Consider the following 14,496-nt stretch of genomic DNA (forward strand, 5'->3'; position numbering starts at 1 on the left):
CTCCCTTTTTATCTCCTCTTTATCGCCTCACGACCCCATGCCCAGGGGGCCGGGTCCCCTTCTACCTGTTCTGCCAATGAAAATGAAGTGGCTGCCTGCGGGTGTGCATCATCGTAACAGGCCACAAGCGGGTCAAAGGGCGCAGCAGCGACCTGCCACTCGACCTACCAACAACAAGGGAGCCATCGGCTCCCTTCTTTCATGTCGTGCACGGCGATGTCACGCGCCTTCGGAGGTAGCCTTGCTGGCACTTCTCCTGGCCTTCACCATGCCGATCACCATGGGCAACAAGGAGACCGCGATGATGCCGAAGATGAGCAGGGTAAAGTTGTGGCGCACTACCGGCAGATTGCCAAAGAAGTGGCCGGCATAGACGAAGGAGAGCACCCACAAGAGCCCCCCCACCAGGTTGAACGCCAGGAAGCGGGGATAGGTCATGGCCCCCATGCCCGCCACGAAGGGGGCGAAGGTGCGCACTATGGGCAGGAAGCGGGTGATGATGATGGTCTTGCCGCCATGCTTGGCATAGAAGGCATGGGTCTTGACCAGATAGTCCCGGCGAAAGATTTTGGAATCGGGGTTGCGAAACAGCTGCTCACCGAAGAAGTGGCCTATGGTGTAGTTCACCACGTTGCCGAGCACCGCGGCGATGATCAGCACGGCGGCCAGGGTGTGCACGTCCAGTACGCTGCCCACTGTGAGGGCACCTGCCGCAAACAGCAGGGAGTCCCCCGGCAGGAAGGGGGTCACCACCAGCCCGGTCTCGCAGAAGATGATGAGAAACAGAATGGCGTATACCCAGACACCATAGTTCTCGAACAGCTCTTTCAGATGTACGTCAACGTGCAGAATAAAGTCGATGGCAAAGAGGATCAGATCCATTTTTTGGTACCCATGAAGTGAACGGCGTGGAGTCTACGCCAATGAGACCTGGCTCACAATCTCCCCATGGTCCCCTTTTTCGAACCCCATGAAGGGAGTCATTCAATCCCCCCTTCTTTTCCCCTTTCCCTGAACGTAGGGTTCTGCTCACTCGGCCTTGTCCAGAGCGGCCAGCACCTCGCCGGGCAGGCATTTCTCCCAGCCCCACAAGAGGAGCAGCAACAGGGTCGCGTCGTCGAGCCAGCCAAGGAGAGGCACCACATCGGGGACAACGTCCACCGGGCTGATGCCATAGAGCAGGATAAGGATCACCAGCCCCTTCGCCCACCAGGGTGTGCCTGGGTGGCGAAAGCCCTGATAGAGGCGGCGCAAACGCCGCCAGATGAGCCAGCGTCTGGCGCTCATGACGCGATCAGCTCGCCGCGCAGCCGTTGGATCTGATCCCGCAGCGCCGCCGCCTGTTCGAACTCCAGATCCCGCGCATGCTGGAACATCTGCTCTTCCATCCGCTTGATCTCCTTGCTGATCTCGCTGGCAGAGCGGGCATGGTACTCCCCTTGCGGTTCGGCAGCCTTGCGACTCCCCTTGCCGGCCTTGCCCGCCGTGCGGCTGCCCCCCATGTCCATCACATCGCCGATGGCCTTGTTGAGCCCCTTCGGCACGATGCCGTGTTCCAGGTTGTGGGCGTGTTGCAGGGCGCGGCGCCGCTCGGTCTCTTCAATCGCGACCTTCATGGAGTTGGTGATGGTATCGCCGTAGAGGATCACCTTGCCGTTGAGGTTTCGTGCCGCCCGGCCGATGGTCTGAATGAGGGAGCGGGTGGATCGCAGGAAGCCCTCTTTATCCGCATCCAGAATGGCCACCAGGGAGACTTCCGGCATGTCGAGGCCTTCGCGCAGCAGGTTGATGCCCACCAGCACATCGAACTTGCCAAGGCGCAGGTCGCGGATGATCTCCACCCGCTCCACGGTATCAATGTCCGAGTGCAGATAGCGCACCCGTACCTCGTGATCCGCCAGGTATTCGGTCAAGTCCTCCGCCATCCGCTTGGTCAGTGTCGTGACCAGCACCCGCTCCTCCACGGCGACCCGCTTGCGGATCTCGGAGAGCAGATCGTCCACCTGGGTGCTGACCGGCCGCACTTCCACCTCGGGATCGAGCAGGCCGGTGGGACGCACCACCTGCTGCACCACGTCACCGCCGGACTTTTCCAGCTCGTAGGGGCCCGGGGTCGCCGAGACGAACACCGTCTGGGGCATCAGCGCCTCGAACTCGTCGAACTTGAGGGGCCGGTTGTCCAGCGCCGAGGGAAGCCGGAAGCCGTACTCCACCAGGGTCTCCTTGCGGGATCTGTCCCCTTTGAACATGGCGCCGATCTGCGGCACCGTGACGTGGGATTCGTCGATGATGAGCAGGCCGTCCCCCGGCAGGTAGTCAAACAGGGTGGGCGGCGGCTCACCCGGCGCGCGACCGGAGAGGTAGCGGCTGTAGTTCTCGATACCGGAGCAGTAGCCCAGCTCCTGCATCATCTCCATGTCGAACTGGGTGCGCTGGCTGATGCGCTGCTCCTCCACCAGCTTGTTGAGGCTCATCAGCTGCTCACGCCGCCCCTTGAGCTCCTCCTTGATGTGATCGATGGCCCCCAGGATGGTTTCCCGCGGGGTGGCGTAGTGGGTCTTGGGGTAGATGGTGTAGCGCACCACCGTCTGCTCGATGGCACCGGTCAGGGGATCGAACAGGGAGAGGCGTTCTACCTCTTCATCAAACAGTTCCACCCGCAGGGCCAGCTTGTCAGACTCGGCGGGGTAGATGTCGATCACCTCCCCCCGCACCCGGAAGGTGCCGCGCTGGAAGGCCATGTCGTTGCGGGTGTACTGCAGTTCGGCGAGGCGGCGCAGGATATCCCGCTGATTGATCACGTCCCCCACTTTGAGGTGCAGCATCATGCTGAGGTAGGCCTGGGGATCCCCCAGACCATAGATGGCCGACACCGAGGCGACGATCACCACGTCACGCCGCTCCAGCAGCGCCTTGGTGGCTGACAGCCGCATCTGCTCGATGTGATCGTTGATGGAGGCATCCTTCTCGATGAAGGTGTCCGTGGTCGGCACATAGGCTTCGGGCTGGTAGTAGTCGTAATAAGAGACGAAATACTCCACCGCGTTGTCGGGGAAGAACTCCTTCATCTCCCCGTAAAGCTGAGCCGCCAGGGTCTTGTTGGGGGCCAGGATCATGGTGGGACGATTGAGGGTCGCGATGACGTTGGCCATGGTAAAGGTCTTGCCCGAACCGGTCACCCCGAGCAGGGTCTGATGGGCCAGTCCCGACTCGATGCCATCAAGCAGCTGGGCGATGGCCCTCGGCTGATCCCCGGCGGGTTGAAACTGGCTGGCCAACTGGAATAACTTGCTCATGACGACTCCCGGCAAAAAACGGCAAGGGAGCAGTGTACCCCGAGTTGAAGGAGCTGGGTATCCGCTCACCCTCCCTGATGGCTATTGACCCCGAAATACGACCTCTGTATGATGCACCTCCTTGCCTGATGTTCCCCCGTAGTTCAGTCGGTAGAACGGCGGACTGTTAATCCGTATGTCACTGGTTCAAGTCCAGTCGGGGGAGCCAATTCCTCACCATCTCGGTGCAAGTTATCCACTTTAGTGCTTTCCTCTTCCTATTTTAATGCACAAGCCCTTCCCTGCGGCCTGACTCCCTTTTGATCTCCCGTTACTGACCAGCAGCGTTTTGTTCTGCTGCGCATAACTATTTGATTTTTATAGAAACAATTTATTGCAGGTATTTTTTGAACAGTCCTTGCAGCCCAGTATTGGCGCGGCTTTCAGCCTGATCGCCAAGTTTCATGAACAGGGTTATCCACAGTTTCTGTGGGTAACTTGACCAAAGCCACGGTTCATCTGGGCTGGCAGCCATTGTCCCCGGTTTGCGCTGGCTGCCCCCGCTCTTCCCCATTTTCTGCTGTTTTTCCCTTCCCCCCTAAATGGGATGAATCGACTCGCGGTGCTGCCTGCGGGAGATTTTTTTTCGCTATGCCGCGTCCTGCGGGTCAGCCCTTGCCGGATGAGTCATGAGTCTCTTTTGTCACCCTTCAATTTCCTCAGTGGAAAATGCTGAAAAACGTGCCCGTTTGCTCCCCATGCAGCAGGTAATAAATTGTCCACAGGAGCGTAATCCTCTCCCTGCTCGACAGCATATTTCACTCATTGACAGCGGGCCTTGCAGCGTAAAATAGAGGTGTTTTCCCCAGCCCGCCCTCGCATCCCTACCTTCACCAAAGAGACCAGCACTTAACTGGCTGTTAATCCGCTTTGGCGCTTCTTTCTTGATACAGGATCCGGCACAATATCGGCCCCACTTTTTTCCTCGGTTTTTCCGGGCATGACCATAGATTTCGTGACACTGCTACATCAAAGCGACTCCCTGCTGCTGTTCGTAGTACTGGCCTTCGGGCTGCTGCTGGGCAAGGTACGCATCGGCAACTTCCAGATAGGCAACACCATAGGCGTGCTCTTCACCGCCCTGCTGTTTGGCCAGATGGGATTCCAGTTTTCCACCTCCACTGAAAACGTCGGCTTCATGCTGTTCATCTTCTGCGTGGGGATTGAAGCGGGGCCGCACTTTTTCAGCGTCTTCCTTCGCGACGGCATCCACTACATCACCCTGACCCTGGTGATCCTGCTGTCGGCCCTGCTGCTGACCGTGGGGCTCGCCAAGTTCTTCAATCTGGGGCCCGGCATGGCCGCCGGCATTCTGGCAGGTTCCCTCACCTCCACGCCGGCCCTGGTGGGAGCCCAGGACGCCCTGCGAAGCGGATTGCTCAACCTGCCCCACCAGACCGACATGCAGTCGGTGCTCGACAACATGGGGATAGGCTACGCCCTGACCTACCTGGTGGGACTGGTGGGCCTGATGCTGGTGGTACGCTACCTTCCTTCCCTGGCCAGGCTGGATCTCAACACCGAGGCCCAGAAGATCGCCCGCGAGCGGGGGCTCTCCGACAGCGAGAGCCGCAAGACCTATCTGCCCATCATCCGCGCCTATCGGGTCGGCCCGGAGCTCGCCGCCTGGATCGGCGGTCGCACCCTGCGCGAAACCGGCATCTATCCCCACACAGGCTGCTATGTGGAGCGCATTCGCCGCAACGGCATTCTGGCCAGCCCCGATGGTGACGCCGTCATTCAGGAAGGGGACGAGATCGCCCTGGTGGGCTACCCCGAGAGCCACGAGAAGCTCGACGTCAACTACCGCAACGGAAAGGAGGTGTTCGATCGCAACCTCCTTGACCTGCAGATTGTCACCGAAGAGATCGTGGTGAAGAATGACGCCGTGGTGGGTCGCCATCTGGTGGAGCTCAACCTCACCGAGAAGGGATGTTTCCTCAACCGGGTGGTGCGCTCCCAGATAGAGATGCCGTTCGATCGCAACATCATGCTGCAAAAGGGCGACGTGCTGCAGATCAGCGGCGAGAAGCAGCGGGTCAAGCTGCTGGCCAACAAGATAGGCTTCATCAGCATCCACAGCCAGACCACGGATCTGGTGGCCTTCGCCACCTTCTTCGTACTGGGCCTGCTCATCGGCTCCGTCTCCCTGGTGTTCGGCCAGATAGAGTTCGGCCTCGGCAATGCCGTCGGCCTGCTGCTGGCGGGGATCCTGATGGGCTACCTGCGTGCCAACCACCCCACGGTGGGCTATGTGCCACCAGGCGCCCTGCGCCTTGCCAAGGATCTCGGTCTTGCCGTCTTCATGGTGAGCACCGGCCTCAAGGCCGGGGGCGGCATCCTTGATCACCTGAGCGAAGTGGGGATGGTGGTGCTCTTCTCCGGCATGCTGGTGACCACCTTGCCGGTGCTGGTAGGCTACCTGTTCGGTGTCTGGGTGCTGAAAATGAACCCGGCCCTGCTGCTCGGTGCCATCACCGGGGCCCGTACCTGCGCCCCGGCCATGGACGTGGTGAACGAGGCGGCCAACAGCTCCATCCCGGCGCTCGGCTACGCCGGCACCTATGCGGTGGCCAACGTCATGCTGACCCTGGCGGGCTCCTTCATCATCGGCTTCTGGTTCTAGCCGCAGAGTACCTGCCCGCCCATGAAAAAAGGGAGCCTCGAGGCTCCTTTTTTCATGGGCGGGCACTCCTGGATGGAATAGTGAAAATCGTGCTATGGGGACGGGTCTATCAAACCCAATAAGCTAAATCCTCTACAAGGTGCCACTTACACTCAATAAAACGAGCGAGGTGTAAGTGATGAAACGCGCATGGATGATTGTGATCTGGTGGTTCTGCTCCCTGACGCCAGCCTGGGGGGCCGAATCCGGCAAGCAGGTGGCCCCCGAAGCAGAGACGGAGAAAAGCGCCCTGAGCTTTGAAAACGACGAGCTTGCCAAACCCAGGCTGGGAGATCTCGACGTCATGCTGGAACAGCGCACCATCAGGGTGCTCACCACCTACAACAAGACAGGATTTTTCATCACCAAGGGCGTGCAACGGGGGGCCACCTACGATGCCTTCATGCAGGTGGAAAAGCGCCTCAACGAACAGTTGCGCAAGCAAAAGGCGATCAAACGCCACCTCAAGGTGCACTTCGTCTTCATTCCCGTGGCCCGGGAAGCCCTGCTGACCTCCCTCATCGAAGGCAAAGGCGACATCGCCGCCGCCAACCTCACCATCACGGACAAACGCAGGCAACAGGGTATCGCCTTCACCGATCCCCTGCTTGAAAACGTGCGGGAGCTGCTCGTCTCCGGACCCCTCTCCCCCAAGGTGGAAAACGCCGCCGATCTCGGGGGCCAGCGCGTCTTCGTGCGCCCCTCCTCCAGCTACTACGAGAGCCTGCTCGCCTACAACCAGGCTCGCAAGTCGGCGGGAGAGCCCCTCATAGACCTCCAACCCGCCTCGGAGGTGCTCGAAGATGAAGATCTGGTGGAGATGGTGAACGCAGGCCTGCTCCCCTTCATCGTCATGGACGAGCACAAGGCCCGCTTCTGGAAAAAGATTTTCCCCGGGATCACCATTCACGACACCCCCGTGTTCCGGGAGGGGGGCGTCATCGCCTGGGCGGTGCGCAAGGAGAGCCCCCAATTGCTCGCCATGCTCAACGAGCAGATAAAGGCGCTGCGCGGCAAGGCGACGGGGGACGAGATCCTGGCCCGTTATCTCAAGCAGAACAAGTTCGTCAAAAGCGCCGCCGCCGAGGCGGAGCGCAAGAAATTCCTGCAGGTGGTCGAGCTGTTCCGTGAATATGGCGAACGCTATGACATGGACTGGCTGCTGATGGCGGCCCAGGGCTACCAGGAGTCCGCCCTCAACCACCAGGCCCGCAGCCATGTGGGCGCCATCGGCATCATGCAGATCATGCCCGCCACCGGCAAGGGGCTGAAGGTCGGCGACATCCGCAAGCTCGAGCCCAATATTCACGGCGGCGTCAAATACATGCGCTGGATGATCGATCACTACTATGCGGACGAGCCCATGACCGCCCTCGACAAGGCCCTCTTCTCGTTCGCCTCCTACAATGCCGGCCCCGCCCGGGTGGCGCGGCTCCGCGCCGAGGCCAGAAAACGGGGGCTGGATCCCAACGTCTGGTTCCACAATGTCGAGTACGTAGCGGCGGAGAAGATTGGCCCCGAGACGGTCACCTATGTGGGCAACATCTACAAGTACTACATCGCCTACAAGCTGGTGATGGAGCAGGTGGCCCTGCGCCAGCAGGCGAGCGATGCCCTGAAACAGGAGGCGAAGGAGGACGTCAGCACATCGGCAGCGAAACCGACCCAGTGAGCCTTGCCGGACGAGGCGCTCACGAGCGCCTCGTTTCTATGCGCGCGCCCCTCTTCGGCCCATGACCAGAATGAACACAATGGTCACAACAGCCTTAATAGCCATTACGGTCAGATTGTTTTCCAGCCAGACATGATTAATTAACCTTCTTGCAACAATCACAAGGAGAGCACCATGTTGCAAGGAACCCTCAAACGCACCCTGATCGGTAGCCTGCTCGCACTGAGCGTCGGCGCCCACGCCCAGATCAACGAAGTCCACTTCCTGATCCCGGGCGGCGCTGGCGGCGGCTGGGATACCACGGCCCGCGGCACCGGTGAAGTGCTGGCCAAGTCCGGTCTGGTCAAGACCGTCTCCTACCAGAACATGTCCGCCGGTGGCGGCGCCAAGGCCATCGCCCACCTCATCGAGACCTCGGCCCAGTCCGACAAGACCCTGATGGTCAACTCCACCCCCATCATCGTCAAATCCCTCTCCAAGGAGCTGCCCCAGTCCTTCCGTGACCTGACGCCAGTGGCCGCCATCATCGCCGACTACCAGGCACTGGCGGTGAAAGCGGACTCCCCCTATCAGAACTGGGCCCAGCTGCTGGCAGCCTACGAGGAGAACCCGGCCAAGGTGAAGATCGCCGGGGGCTCCGCCCGTGGCAGCCTGGATCACCTGGTCGCCGCCCTGACCTTCAAGAACGCCGGGGCTGACGCCAGCAAGCTGCGCTACGTCGCCTACGATGCCGGTGGCAGCGCCATGGCCGCCGTGCTGGCCGGAGAGACCCAGGCCATCTCCACCGGCTTTGGCGAGGCAATGGAAGCGGTCAAGTCAGGCCAGATGCGGATCCTCGGGGTCACTTCCGACAAACGCCTGCCGGGGGCGGAGCAGATCCCCACCTTCAGCGAGCAGAACAACCCCACCGTCTTCGCCAACTGGCGCGGTTACTTCGCCTCCCCCACCATCAGCCCGGAGAAATCCGCCGAGTTTGCCGCCCTGCTCAAGCAGATGTACGACAAGCCGGAGTGGGAAGTGGTCCGCAGCCGCAACAGCTGGACCAACCTCTACCAGTCAGGTCCCGAGTTCACCGCCTTCCTTGACGGCCAGGAGCAGCAGATCGGCGGCCTGATGCGCGAGCTCGGCTTCATCAAATAACCCTCGCTGTCCCATCGCAGGCGGGCGCAGGCCCGCCGCTCATGTTGGAGTCAAAAGATGAACATTACCAAGGAGCGACTGGGGGGCCTGCTGTTTCTGCTGCTCTCCCTCGCCTATGGCTACTACGCCACCGAGATACCGGGCTACCCCGGCGACGAATACGAACCCTTCACCGCCAGCACCCTGCCCTATGCCCTGGCAGGGATCGGGGCGCTGCTCTCCCTGCTGCTGGTGCTCTTCCCCGGGGGCGAGCCCCTGCGCCGGGAAGAGGGAGACTGGCGCCGAGTCTTCATCCTGCTCGGGCTCATGGTCATCTACGGACTGGGGCTCACCTGGTTTGGCTTTGTGCTCTCGACCATCGCCTTCCTGAGCGTGGGCATCCGGGTACTCGGTGAGCCCAGTCTGCGCTACGGCCTGATGATCAGCGTCCCCTTTTCCATCGGTTTCTGGGCCCTGCTCACCAAGGGGCTCAACGTCTATCTGGAGCCGGGTCGCCTGTTCACCCTGCTCGGTTTCTAAGGAGTCACCATGTTAGACGGAATCTTGCAAGGACTCGGCACCGCACTGCTGCCGGTCAACCTGATGATGGTGGTGCTTGGCTGCTTCATCGGCACCTTTATCGGCATGTTGCCGGGCCTTGGCCCGGTCACCGCCATCGCCCTGATGATCCCCATCACCTATGGCCTGGATCCGGCCTCCGGCATCATCTTGATGGCGGGGGTCTATTACGGCGCCATCTTCGGGGGCTCCACCTCCTCCATCCTGATCAACGCCCCCGGCTGCTCCGCCACCGTGGTCACCGCCTTCGACGGCTATCCCCTGGCCTGCAAGGGACAGGCGGGCAAGGCGCTGGCCATCGCCGCCTACGCCTCCTTCACCGGCGGCACCCTCTCCGCCATCATGCTGATGGTGGCGGCGCCCCTGCTCGCCAAGGTCTCCCTCTCCTTCCAGTCGGCGGACTACTTCGCCCTCATGGTGCTGGGCCTCTCCGCCGTGGCGGCCTTTGCCGGCAAGGGGCAGGTGCTCAAGGCGCTGATCATGGCGCTGTTCGGCATCATGATCTCCACCATCGGCATCGACCGCAGCGTCGGGGTGGACAGGTTCACCTTCGGGCTGCCGGATCTGCGTGACGGCTTCTCCTTCCTGCTGCTGGCCATGGCCACCTTTGCCCTCGCGGAGATCCTGATGGCGGTGCTGCGCCCCGGCAAGGACAACAGCAAGGAAGAGGCCAGGCAGATGCAGCAGCTCGGCAGCCTCAAGCTGAGCAAGGAAGAGGTCAGGGAAATCGCGCCTCCCATCGCACGCTCCTCGGTGCTGGGCTTTCTCATCGGCGTGCTGCCGGGAGCCGGTGCCACCATCGCCGCCTTCATGGCCTATGGGGCCGAGCGCAACATCGCCGGCAAGCAGCGCCAGGAGCAGTTCGGCAAGGGCAGCCTGCGCGGCCTGGCCGCCCCGGAAGCGGCCAACAACGCCGCCTCCACCGGCTCCTTCGTGCCCCTGCTGACCCTGGGGATCCCGGGCTCCGGCACCACGGCCCTCATCCTGGGCGCTCTGGTGGCCTACGGCATCCAGCCGGGCCCGCGTCTGTTCATGGAGCATCCGGATGTCTTCTGGTCGGTGATCATCTCCATGTATCTGGGCAACGTGGTGCTGTTGATCCTGAACCTTCCCCTCATCCCCTACCTGGCCCGGGTACTGGCGGTGCCGCGCCCCGTGCTCATCCCCATGGTGCTGCTGTTCTCCCTGACCGGGGTCTATCTGGTCTCCTTCAACACCATGGACATCCATGTGATGGCCATCGTTGCACTGATCGCCATCGGCCTGCGCCTACTCACCTTCCCCATGGCCCCCATGCTGCTCGGCTTCATCCTGGGGGGCATGCTGGAGGACAACCTGCGCCGGGCCCTGGTGATCAACGACGGCAGCCTGAGCTTCCTGTGGGAGCGCCCCATCACCCTCGCCTTCACGGTGATCACCCTGACCATGTTGCTGCTGCCCGTCTGGCAGTGGTGGCAGGCTCGCCGGGCCCCCAAGGGGGAGCCTGCCACCAGCCACTGAATCGATGAGCCTCTGCCACCTCTGAACCCTGCCCATCACGCGCAGAGACCTTGATGCCCACGGGAAGCAAACCCTGATAAAAAGAGCGCCGAAAGGCGCTCTTTTCTTGTCTGGACAACAGGTTCCGGGCGACCGGATCACGGCTTGCGGTAACGCCGCTCCGGCCGCCCGACGGTGCCATATTCGAGCTCGGGGCTCGCCAGTTGCTGCCCCACCAGAAATTCCAGATAGCGGCGTGCCGTGGTCCGGCTCACCCCTATACGGCTGCCTATCTCCTCGGCACTTGCGGCCTCCGGCGTCAGGGCCGTCAGCACCCGCTGCAGGGTGAGAGCATCGATGCCCTTGGGCAGTCCCTCTGCCGCCACCTGCTGCAACGGCGTACCGAACAGGGTGTCCACCGCCTGCTGATCGATGTCGGCCAACGCCGCCAGGGCGGCGATGCTCTGACGGTACTTCTCCAGGGTGTCGCGCAGCCGCTCGAACACCACGGGCTTCAAGATGAAATCCACCACCCCGAGGCGCATCGCCTCCTGCAGGGCAGCGGCTTCCCGCGCCGCGGTGAGCAGGATCACATCCAGACTCGCCCCCGCCTGGCGCAGCTCTCTCAATAGCGAGAACCCCTCTCCATCGGGCAGCCAGACATCCAGCAGCACCAGATCGGGCCGGAGGATCCCTATCTGCTCCCTGGCATCGAACAGGGTCAACGCCACCCCCAGCACCTCAAAACCGGCGAGGCGCTGCACGAAGCGGCGGTGGATCTCGGCAATGGCGGGATCATCCTCGACGATCAGGATCTTGATCACTCACACCTCCTTGGGAATGTAACAGACGACGCAACTTCCCTGCGTCGTGGCTTCGATGGTGATCTCCCCCTGCAGGGCATCCAGGGTCTTGCGTACCAGGGAGAGCCCGATACCGTGTCCTGGCTCGGGCTTGCTGCTGACCCCCTGTTCGAACAACCTGTCCGCCAACTGCGGGTCGATGCCGCCAGCCCCATCCTCCACCTCCAGCACCAGATCCTGCCCCAGATCGCTCAGGGAAACCCGGATGGGCTGATAGGGCGCACCGTGGCGGCGGGTCGCCTCGAAGGCGTTGTCGATGAGGTTGCCCAGCACCGTTACCAGCTGGGAACCGCTGACACGGGCAGGAATATCGTGCAGACGGGCATCGGGATCGATCACGAGCTCAAGACCGAGCTCGTGTGCCCTGTGGTATTTGCCGAGCAGCAACCCCGCCACCTTGGGTTTGGCGATGGCCCCCATCAGGAAGCCGAGCAGGGTCTGCTCCGTGGCCGCCTCCCGCCCGATGAAGGCGAGCGCCTCCCGGGTGGCACCGAGCTCAATGAGGCCGGCGATGGTCCCGAGCTGGTTGTTGTGCTCGTGGGTCTGCACCCGCAGCAGATCGCTGTAGGCCTGCACCTGGGAGAGCTGGGCGCTGAGTTCCGCCAGCTCGTCCTTGCGGCGAAAACTCGACACGGCGCCGATCAGCTTGCCCTCGCGCACCAGCGGCAAGCGGTTGACGATGAGGGACTGGCCGTTGAGCACTATCTCCTCGTCAAACTGGGGGGTCTGCTCTTGCAGGATGGAGAGCATGCGACTGCCCGGCAGCAGGTGACCAATGGGCTGGCCGATGGCGCTCCTGGCGGTGGTGTCGTCCAGGCGCAGCAGCTTGATGCCGTTGGGGTTCAGGGAGGTGAGGCGCCCTTGCTCGTCGATGGTGAGGATCCCCTCGCGCACCGTGCGCAGGGTACAGTCGAGCTCCGCATAGAGACGCCCCATCTGCTCGGGTTCAAAGCCGAATATCGCCTTCTTGTAGCGTCGGGCCAGCCAGGCGGCGGCGACACTGTTGAGCAGCACGATGAGCAAGGTCATGGCCAGGCCGAAGCGCAAATAATCCTGCAGATCCGCATCGATGTCCCGCACCAGATAGCCGACCGACACCACCCCGATGATCTTGCCCATCTCGTCCCGGATGGGCCCCTTGCCGCGCACCGAGACCCCAAGGGACCCTTGGGCCCTGGAGATATAGGCTTCTCCCTGCAGGGCACGCTCGGGATCATCCCCCACCATGGGTTTGCCAATCCGGTCCGCATTGGGGTGCACCAAGCGGCGTGCCTGCCTGTCCCCGATGACGATGTAGCTGGCCCCGACCTCGGCGCGGATCCGCTCCACCAGGGCATTGAGGCGGACCGTATCCGCCCGTTTCACCCCGGCGATGACGCCGGACTCCCGCGCCACCAGCCGTGCCACATCCAGGGCCTGATCCCCCACCTCCCGGTAGCGCTGCTCGGCGACATAGTAGTAGCTGGCCCCGCTCAGCAACACCAGTTGCAACAGACTGACCAGACAGAGAATGAGCAGGAAGCGTCCTTGCAACCCGAGCCTCATGCCTCCTTGTCGCCTCGCAACAAGTCGAGCAGCAGACTGCCATCGCGCAGGGCCTTGTGCACCTGCACCGAGGTGGGTTTGGTGGGATCTTCGTAAAAATGGGTGGATTCAATCTGCAGGCGCACCAGGTACTCGGCGGGCAACTGGCTTGCCAGGGACTGGTGCAACATGGGGAAGAGCAATCGATCGGCCCGGGTGATCTCCCCCCCGAGCAGCAGCTTGCCCGGGTTGAGCAGGCAGATGAGGTTCGCCAGTACCCGGGAGAGGCGGCCCGCCGCCTGGTGCAGGATGTCCTGACACAGGCTGTTGCCGGCCAGCGCCAGCTCGCACAGCTCGCGTATGGTGACGCTTTCGGGCAGATCGAACTCCTGCATCCGTTCGCGCAGCTCCCGATATTGCGCCTCCAGCGCCTGATTGGTCACCAGGGTGCAGGCGCAGCCGAAGCCACCGCAGTAGCAGCGCTGGCCATAGGGTTCGAGCTGCAGGTGGCTGAGATCCCCGAGCAGAGCCGACTCGCTCTCGATGAGCTGGCCATTGACCACCATGCCGACCCCGATGTCGTTGTGCACGAACACCAGCACCGCATCCGAGCAGTTCCTGGCGGCGCCCCACTCCCGCTCGGCCTGGATCCAGGTGCGCACGTCGCCGCTCACCAGCACGGGTACCGAGAAGGCCTCCTGCAGGGTGGGACCGAGGGGCCAGTTGCGCAGATCGTAGTAGGGAAAATGCTTGACCATGCCGGAGTGGCGCTCCACCTGGCCGGGCAGGCAGAGGGCGATGCAGGCCAGACGCAGCGCCTTCTTGGGCAAAAAGCCCTCGATGGCCCGCACCAGGCTGGCCAGCAGCTCGGCACGCTCCGCCTCGTTGAAGACATGGCGATGGCGCGCCAGGGAGTGACCAGCTAGGTCAAACAGGGCCATGTCCACATAGCCGCGCCCCAGGCGCATGGAGAGAAACTGGAAGCGGCGCTCGTTGATGCGCAGCAGGGTCTGGCGACGGCCACGCCCCACCGAGCTCTCGCCGCAGGTGACCACCAGGCCGCCGTCCAGCAGCTCGCGGGTGATCTTGGTGATGCTGGCCGGCGACAGGCCGGTCAGACGGGACAGATCGGTACGGGACAGCTCCTTGTGCTCCTCCAGGCTGGCATAGACCAGGCCGTAGTTGAGCTGACGGATCAAATCGATACTGCCTTTCACGATCTCATTCATAGGGTTGGGGCTAACGAAAGGAACGAATGGC

The 14,496-nt window shown here is 62.4% G+C and carries 11 protein-coding genes and 1 tRNA gene; 6 read left to right on the forward strand and 6 right to left on the reverse strand.

All coding sequences use genetic code 11. The annotated features are described in order from the left end of the window. Positions 1–219 precede the first annotated feature (219 nt). The 3 genes from I6L32_RS18420 to uvrB form a co-directional block, all read right to left on the reverse strand. Positions 220–882 (reverse strand): DedA family protein, encoded by a 663-nt coding sequence (locus I6L32_RS18420; RefSeq protein WP_010674909.1) that lies wholly within the window; start codon positions 880–882, stop codon positions 220–222. A 147-nt stretch (positions 883–1,029) separates the two neighbouring features. Then, complete coding sequence (locus I6L32_RS18425) at positions 1,030–1,287, reverse strand: DUF1232 domain-containing protein (protein ID WP_010674910.1); 258 nt, start codon at positions 1,285–1,287, stop codon at positions 1,030–1,032. Beyond that, positions 1,284–3,296, reverse strand: a complete 2,013-nt coding sequence (uvrB, locus tag I6L32_RS18430; RefSeq protein ID WP_216944315.1) for an excinuclease ABC subunit UvrB — start codon at positions 3,294–3,296, stop codon at positions 1,284–1,286. Before uvrB ends, I6L32_RS18425 begins: the two co-directional genes overlap by 4 nt. A 132-nt stretch (positions 3,297–3,428) precedes the next feature. Between uvrB and I6L32_RS18435 the strand changes: the two genes are divergently transcribed. From I6L32_RS18435 to I6L32_RS18460, 6 genes are all read left to right on the forward strand, one after another. After that, a tRNA-Asn gene (locus tag I6L32_RS18435) sits at positions 3,429–3,504 on the forward strand. Positions 3,505–4,275: 771 nt separating this feature from the next. Beyond that, positions 4,276–5,961, forward strand: coding sequence for an aspartate:alanine antiporter (locus I6L32_RS18440; RefSeq protein ID WP_029314601.1), 1,686 nt, complete (start codon positions 4,276–4,278; stop codon positions 5,959–5,961). Between the two features lie 178 nt (positions 5,962–6,139). Then, positions 6,140–7,672, forward strand: coding sequence for a lytic transglycosylase F (locus I6L32_RS18445; RefSeq protein ID WP_216944316.1), 1,533 nt, complete (start codon positions 6,140–6,142; stop codon positions 7,670–7,672). A gap of 174 nt (positions 7,673–7,846) precedes the next feature. Continuing rightward, on the forward strand, positions 7,847–8,812 hold the full coding sequence (locus I6L32_RS18450) for a tripartite tricarboxylate transporter substrate binding protein (protein ID WP_010674916.1): 966 nt from the start codon (positions 7,847–7,849) through the stop codon (positions 8,810–8,812). Between the two features lie 57 nt (positions 8,813–8,869). Continuing rightward, positions 8,870–9,331 (forward strand): tripartite tricarboxylate transporter TctB family protein, encoded by a 462-nt coding sequence (locus tag I6L32_RS18455; RefSeq protein ID WP_005300329.1) that lies wholly within the window; start codon positions 8,870–8,872, stop codon positions 9,329–9,331. Positions 9,332–9,340: 9 nt separating this feature from the next. Continuing rightward, complete coding sequence (locus I6L32_RS18460) at positions 9,341–10,870, forward strand: tripartite tricarboxylate transporter permease (protein WP_216944317.1); 1,530 nt, start codon at positions 9,341–9,343, stop codon at positions 10,868–10,870. A 137-nt stretch (positions 10,871–11,007) separates the two neighbouring features. Here the strand turns inward: I6L32_RS18460 and I6L32_RS18465 are convergent, their stop codons facing one another. The 3 genes from I6L32_RS18465 to I6L32_RS18475 are packed head-to-tail and all read right to left on the reverse strand — an operon-like array spanning position 11,008 to position 14,465. Continuing rightward, positions 11,008–11,673 carry a response regulator gene (locus tag I6L32_RS18465; protein WP_010674918.1) on the reverse strand — a complete coding sequence of 222 codons (666 nt, stop codon included), beginning with the start codon at positions 11,671–11,673 and terminating at the stop codon, positions 11,008–11,010. Beyond that, the gene (locus I6L32_RS18470) at positions 11,674–13,257 is read right to left on the reverse strand and encodes a sensor histidine kinase (protein ID WP_216944318.1); all 1,584 of its coding nucleotides are present in this window, start codon (positions 13,255–13,257) and stop codon (positions 11,674–11,676) included. Further along, the gene (locus tag I6L32_RS18475; RefSeq protein ID WP_029314606.1) at positions 13,254–14,465 is read right to left on the reverse strand and encodes an ROK family transcriptional regulator; all 1,212 of its coding nucleotides are present in this window, start codon (positions 14,463–14,465) and stop codon (positions 13,254–13,256) included. The genes I6L32_RS18470 and I6L32_RS18475 overlap by 4 nt, the downstream gene beginning before the upstream one ends. Between the last annotated feature and the right edge of the window lie 31 nt (positions 14,466–14,496).

The sequence above is a fragment of the Aeromonas sp. FDAARGOS 1402 genome (assembly GCF_019046925.1).
Lineage (GTDB): Bacteria > Pseudomonadota > Gammaproteobacteria > Enterobacterales > Aeromonadaceae > Aeromonas > Aeromonas caviae.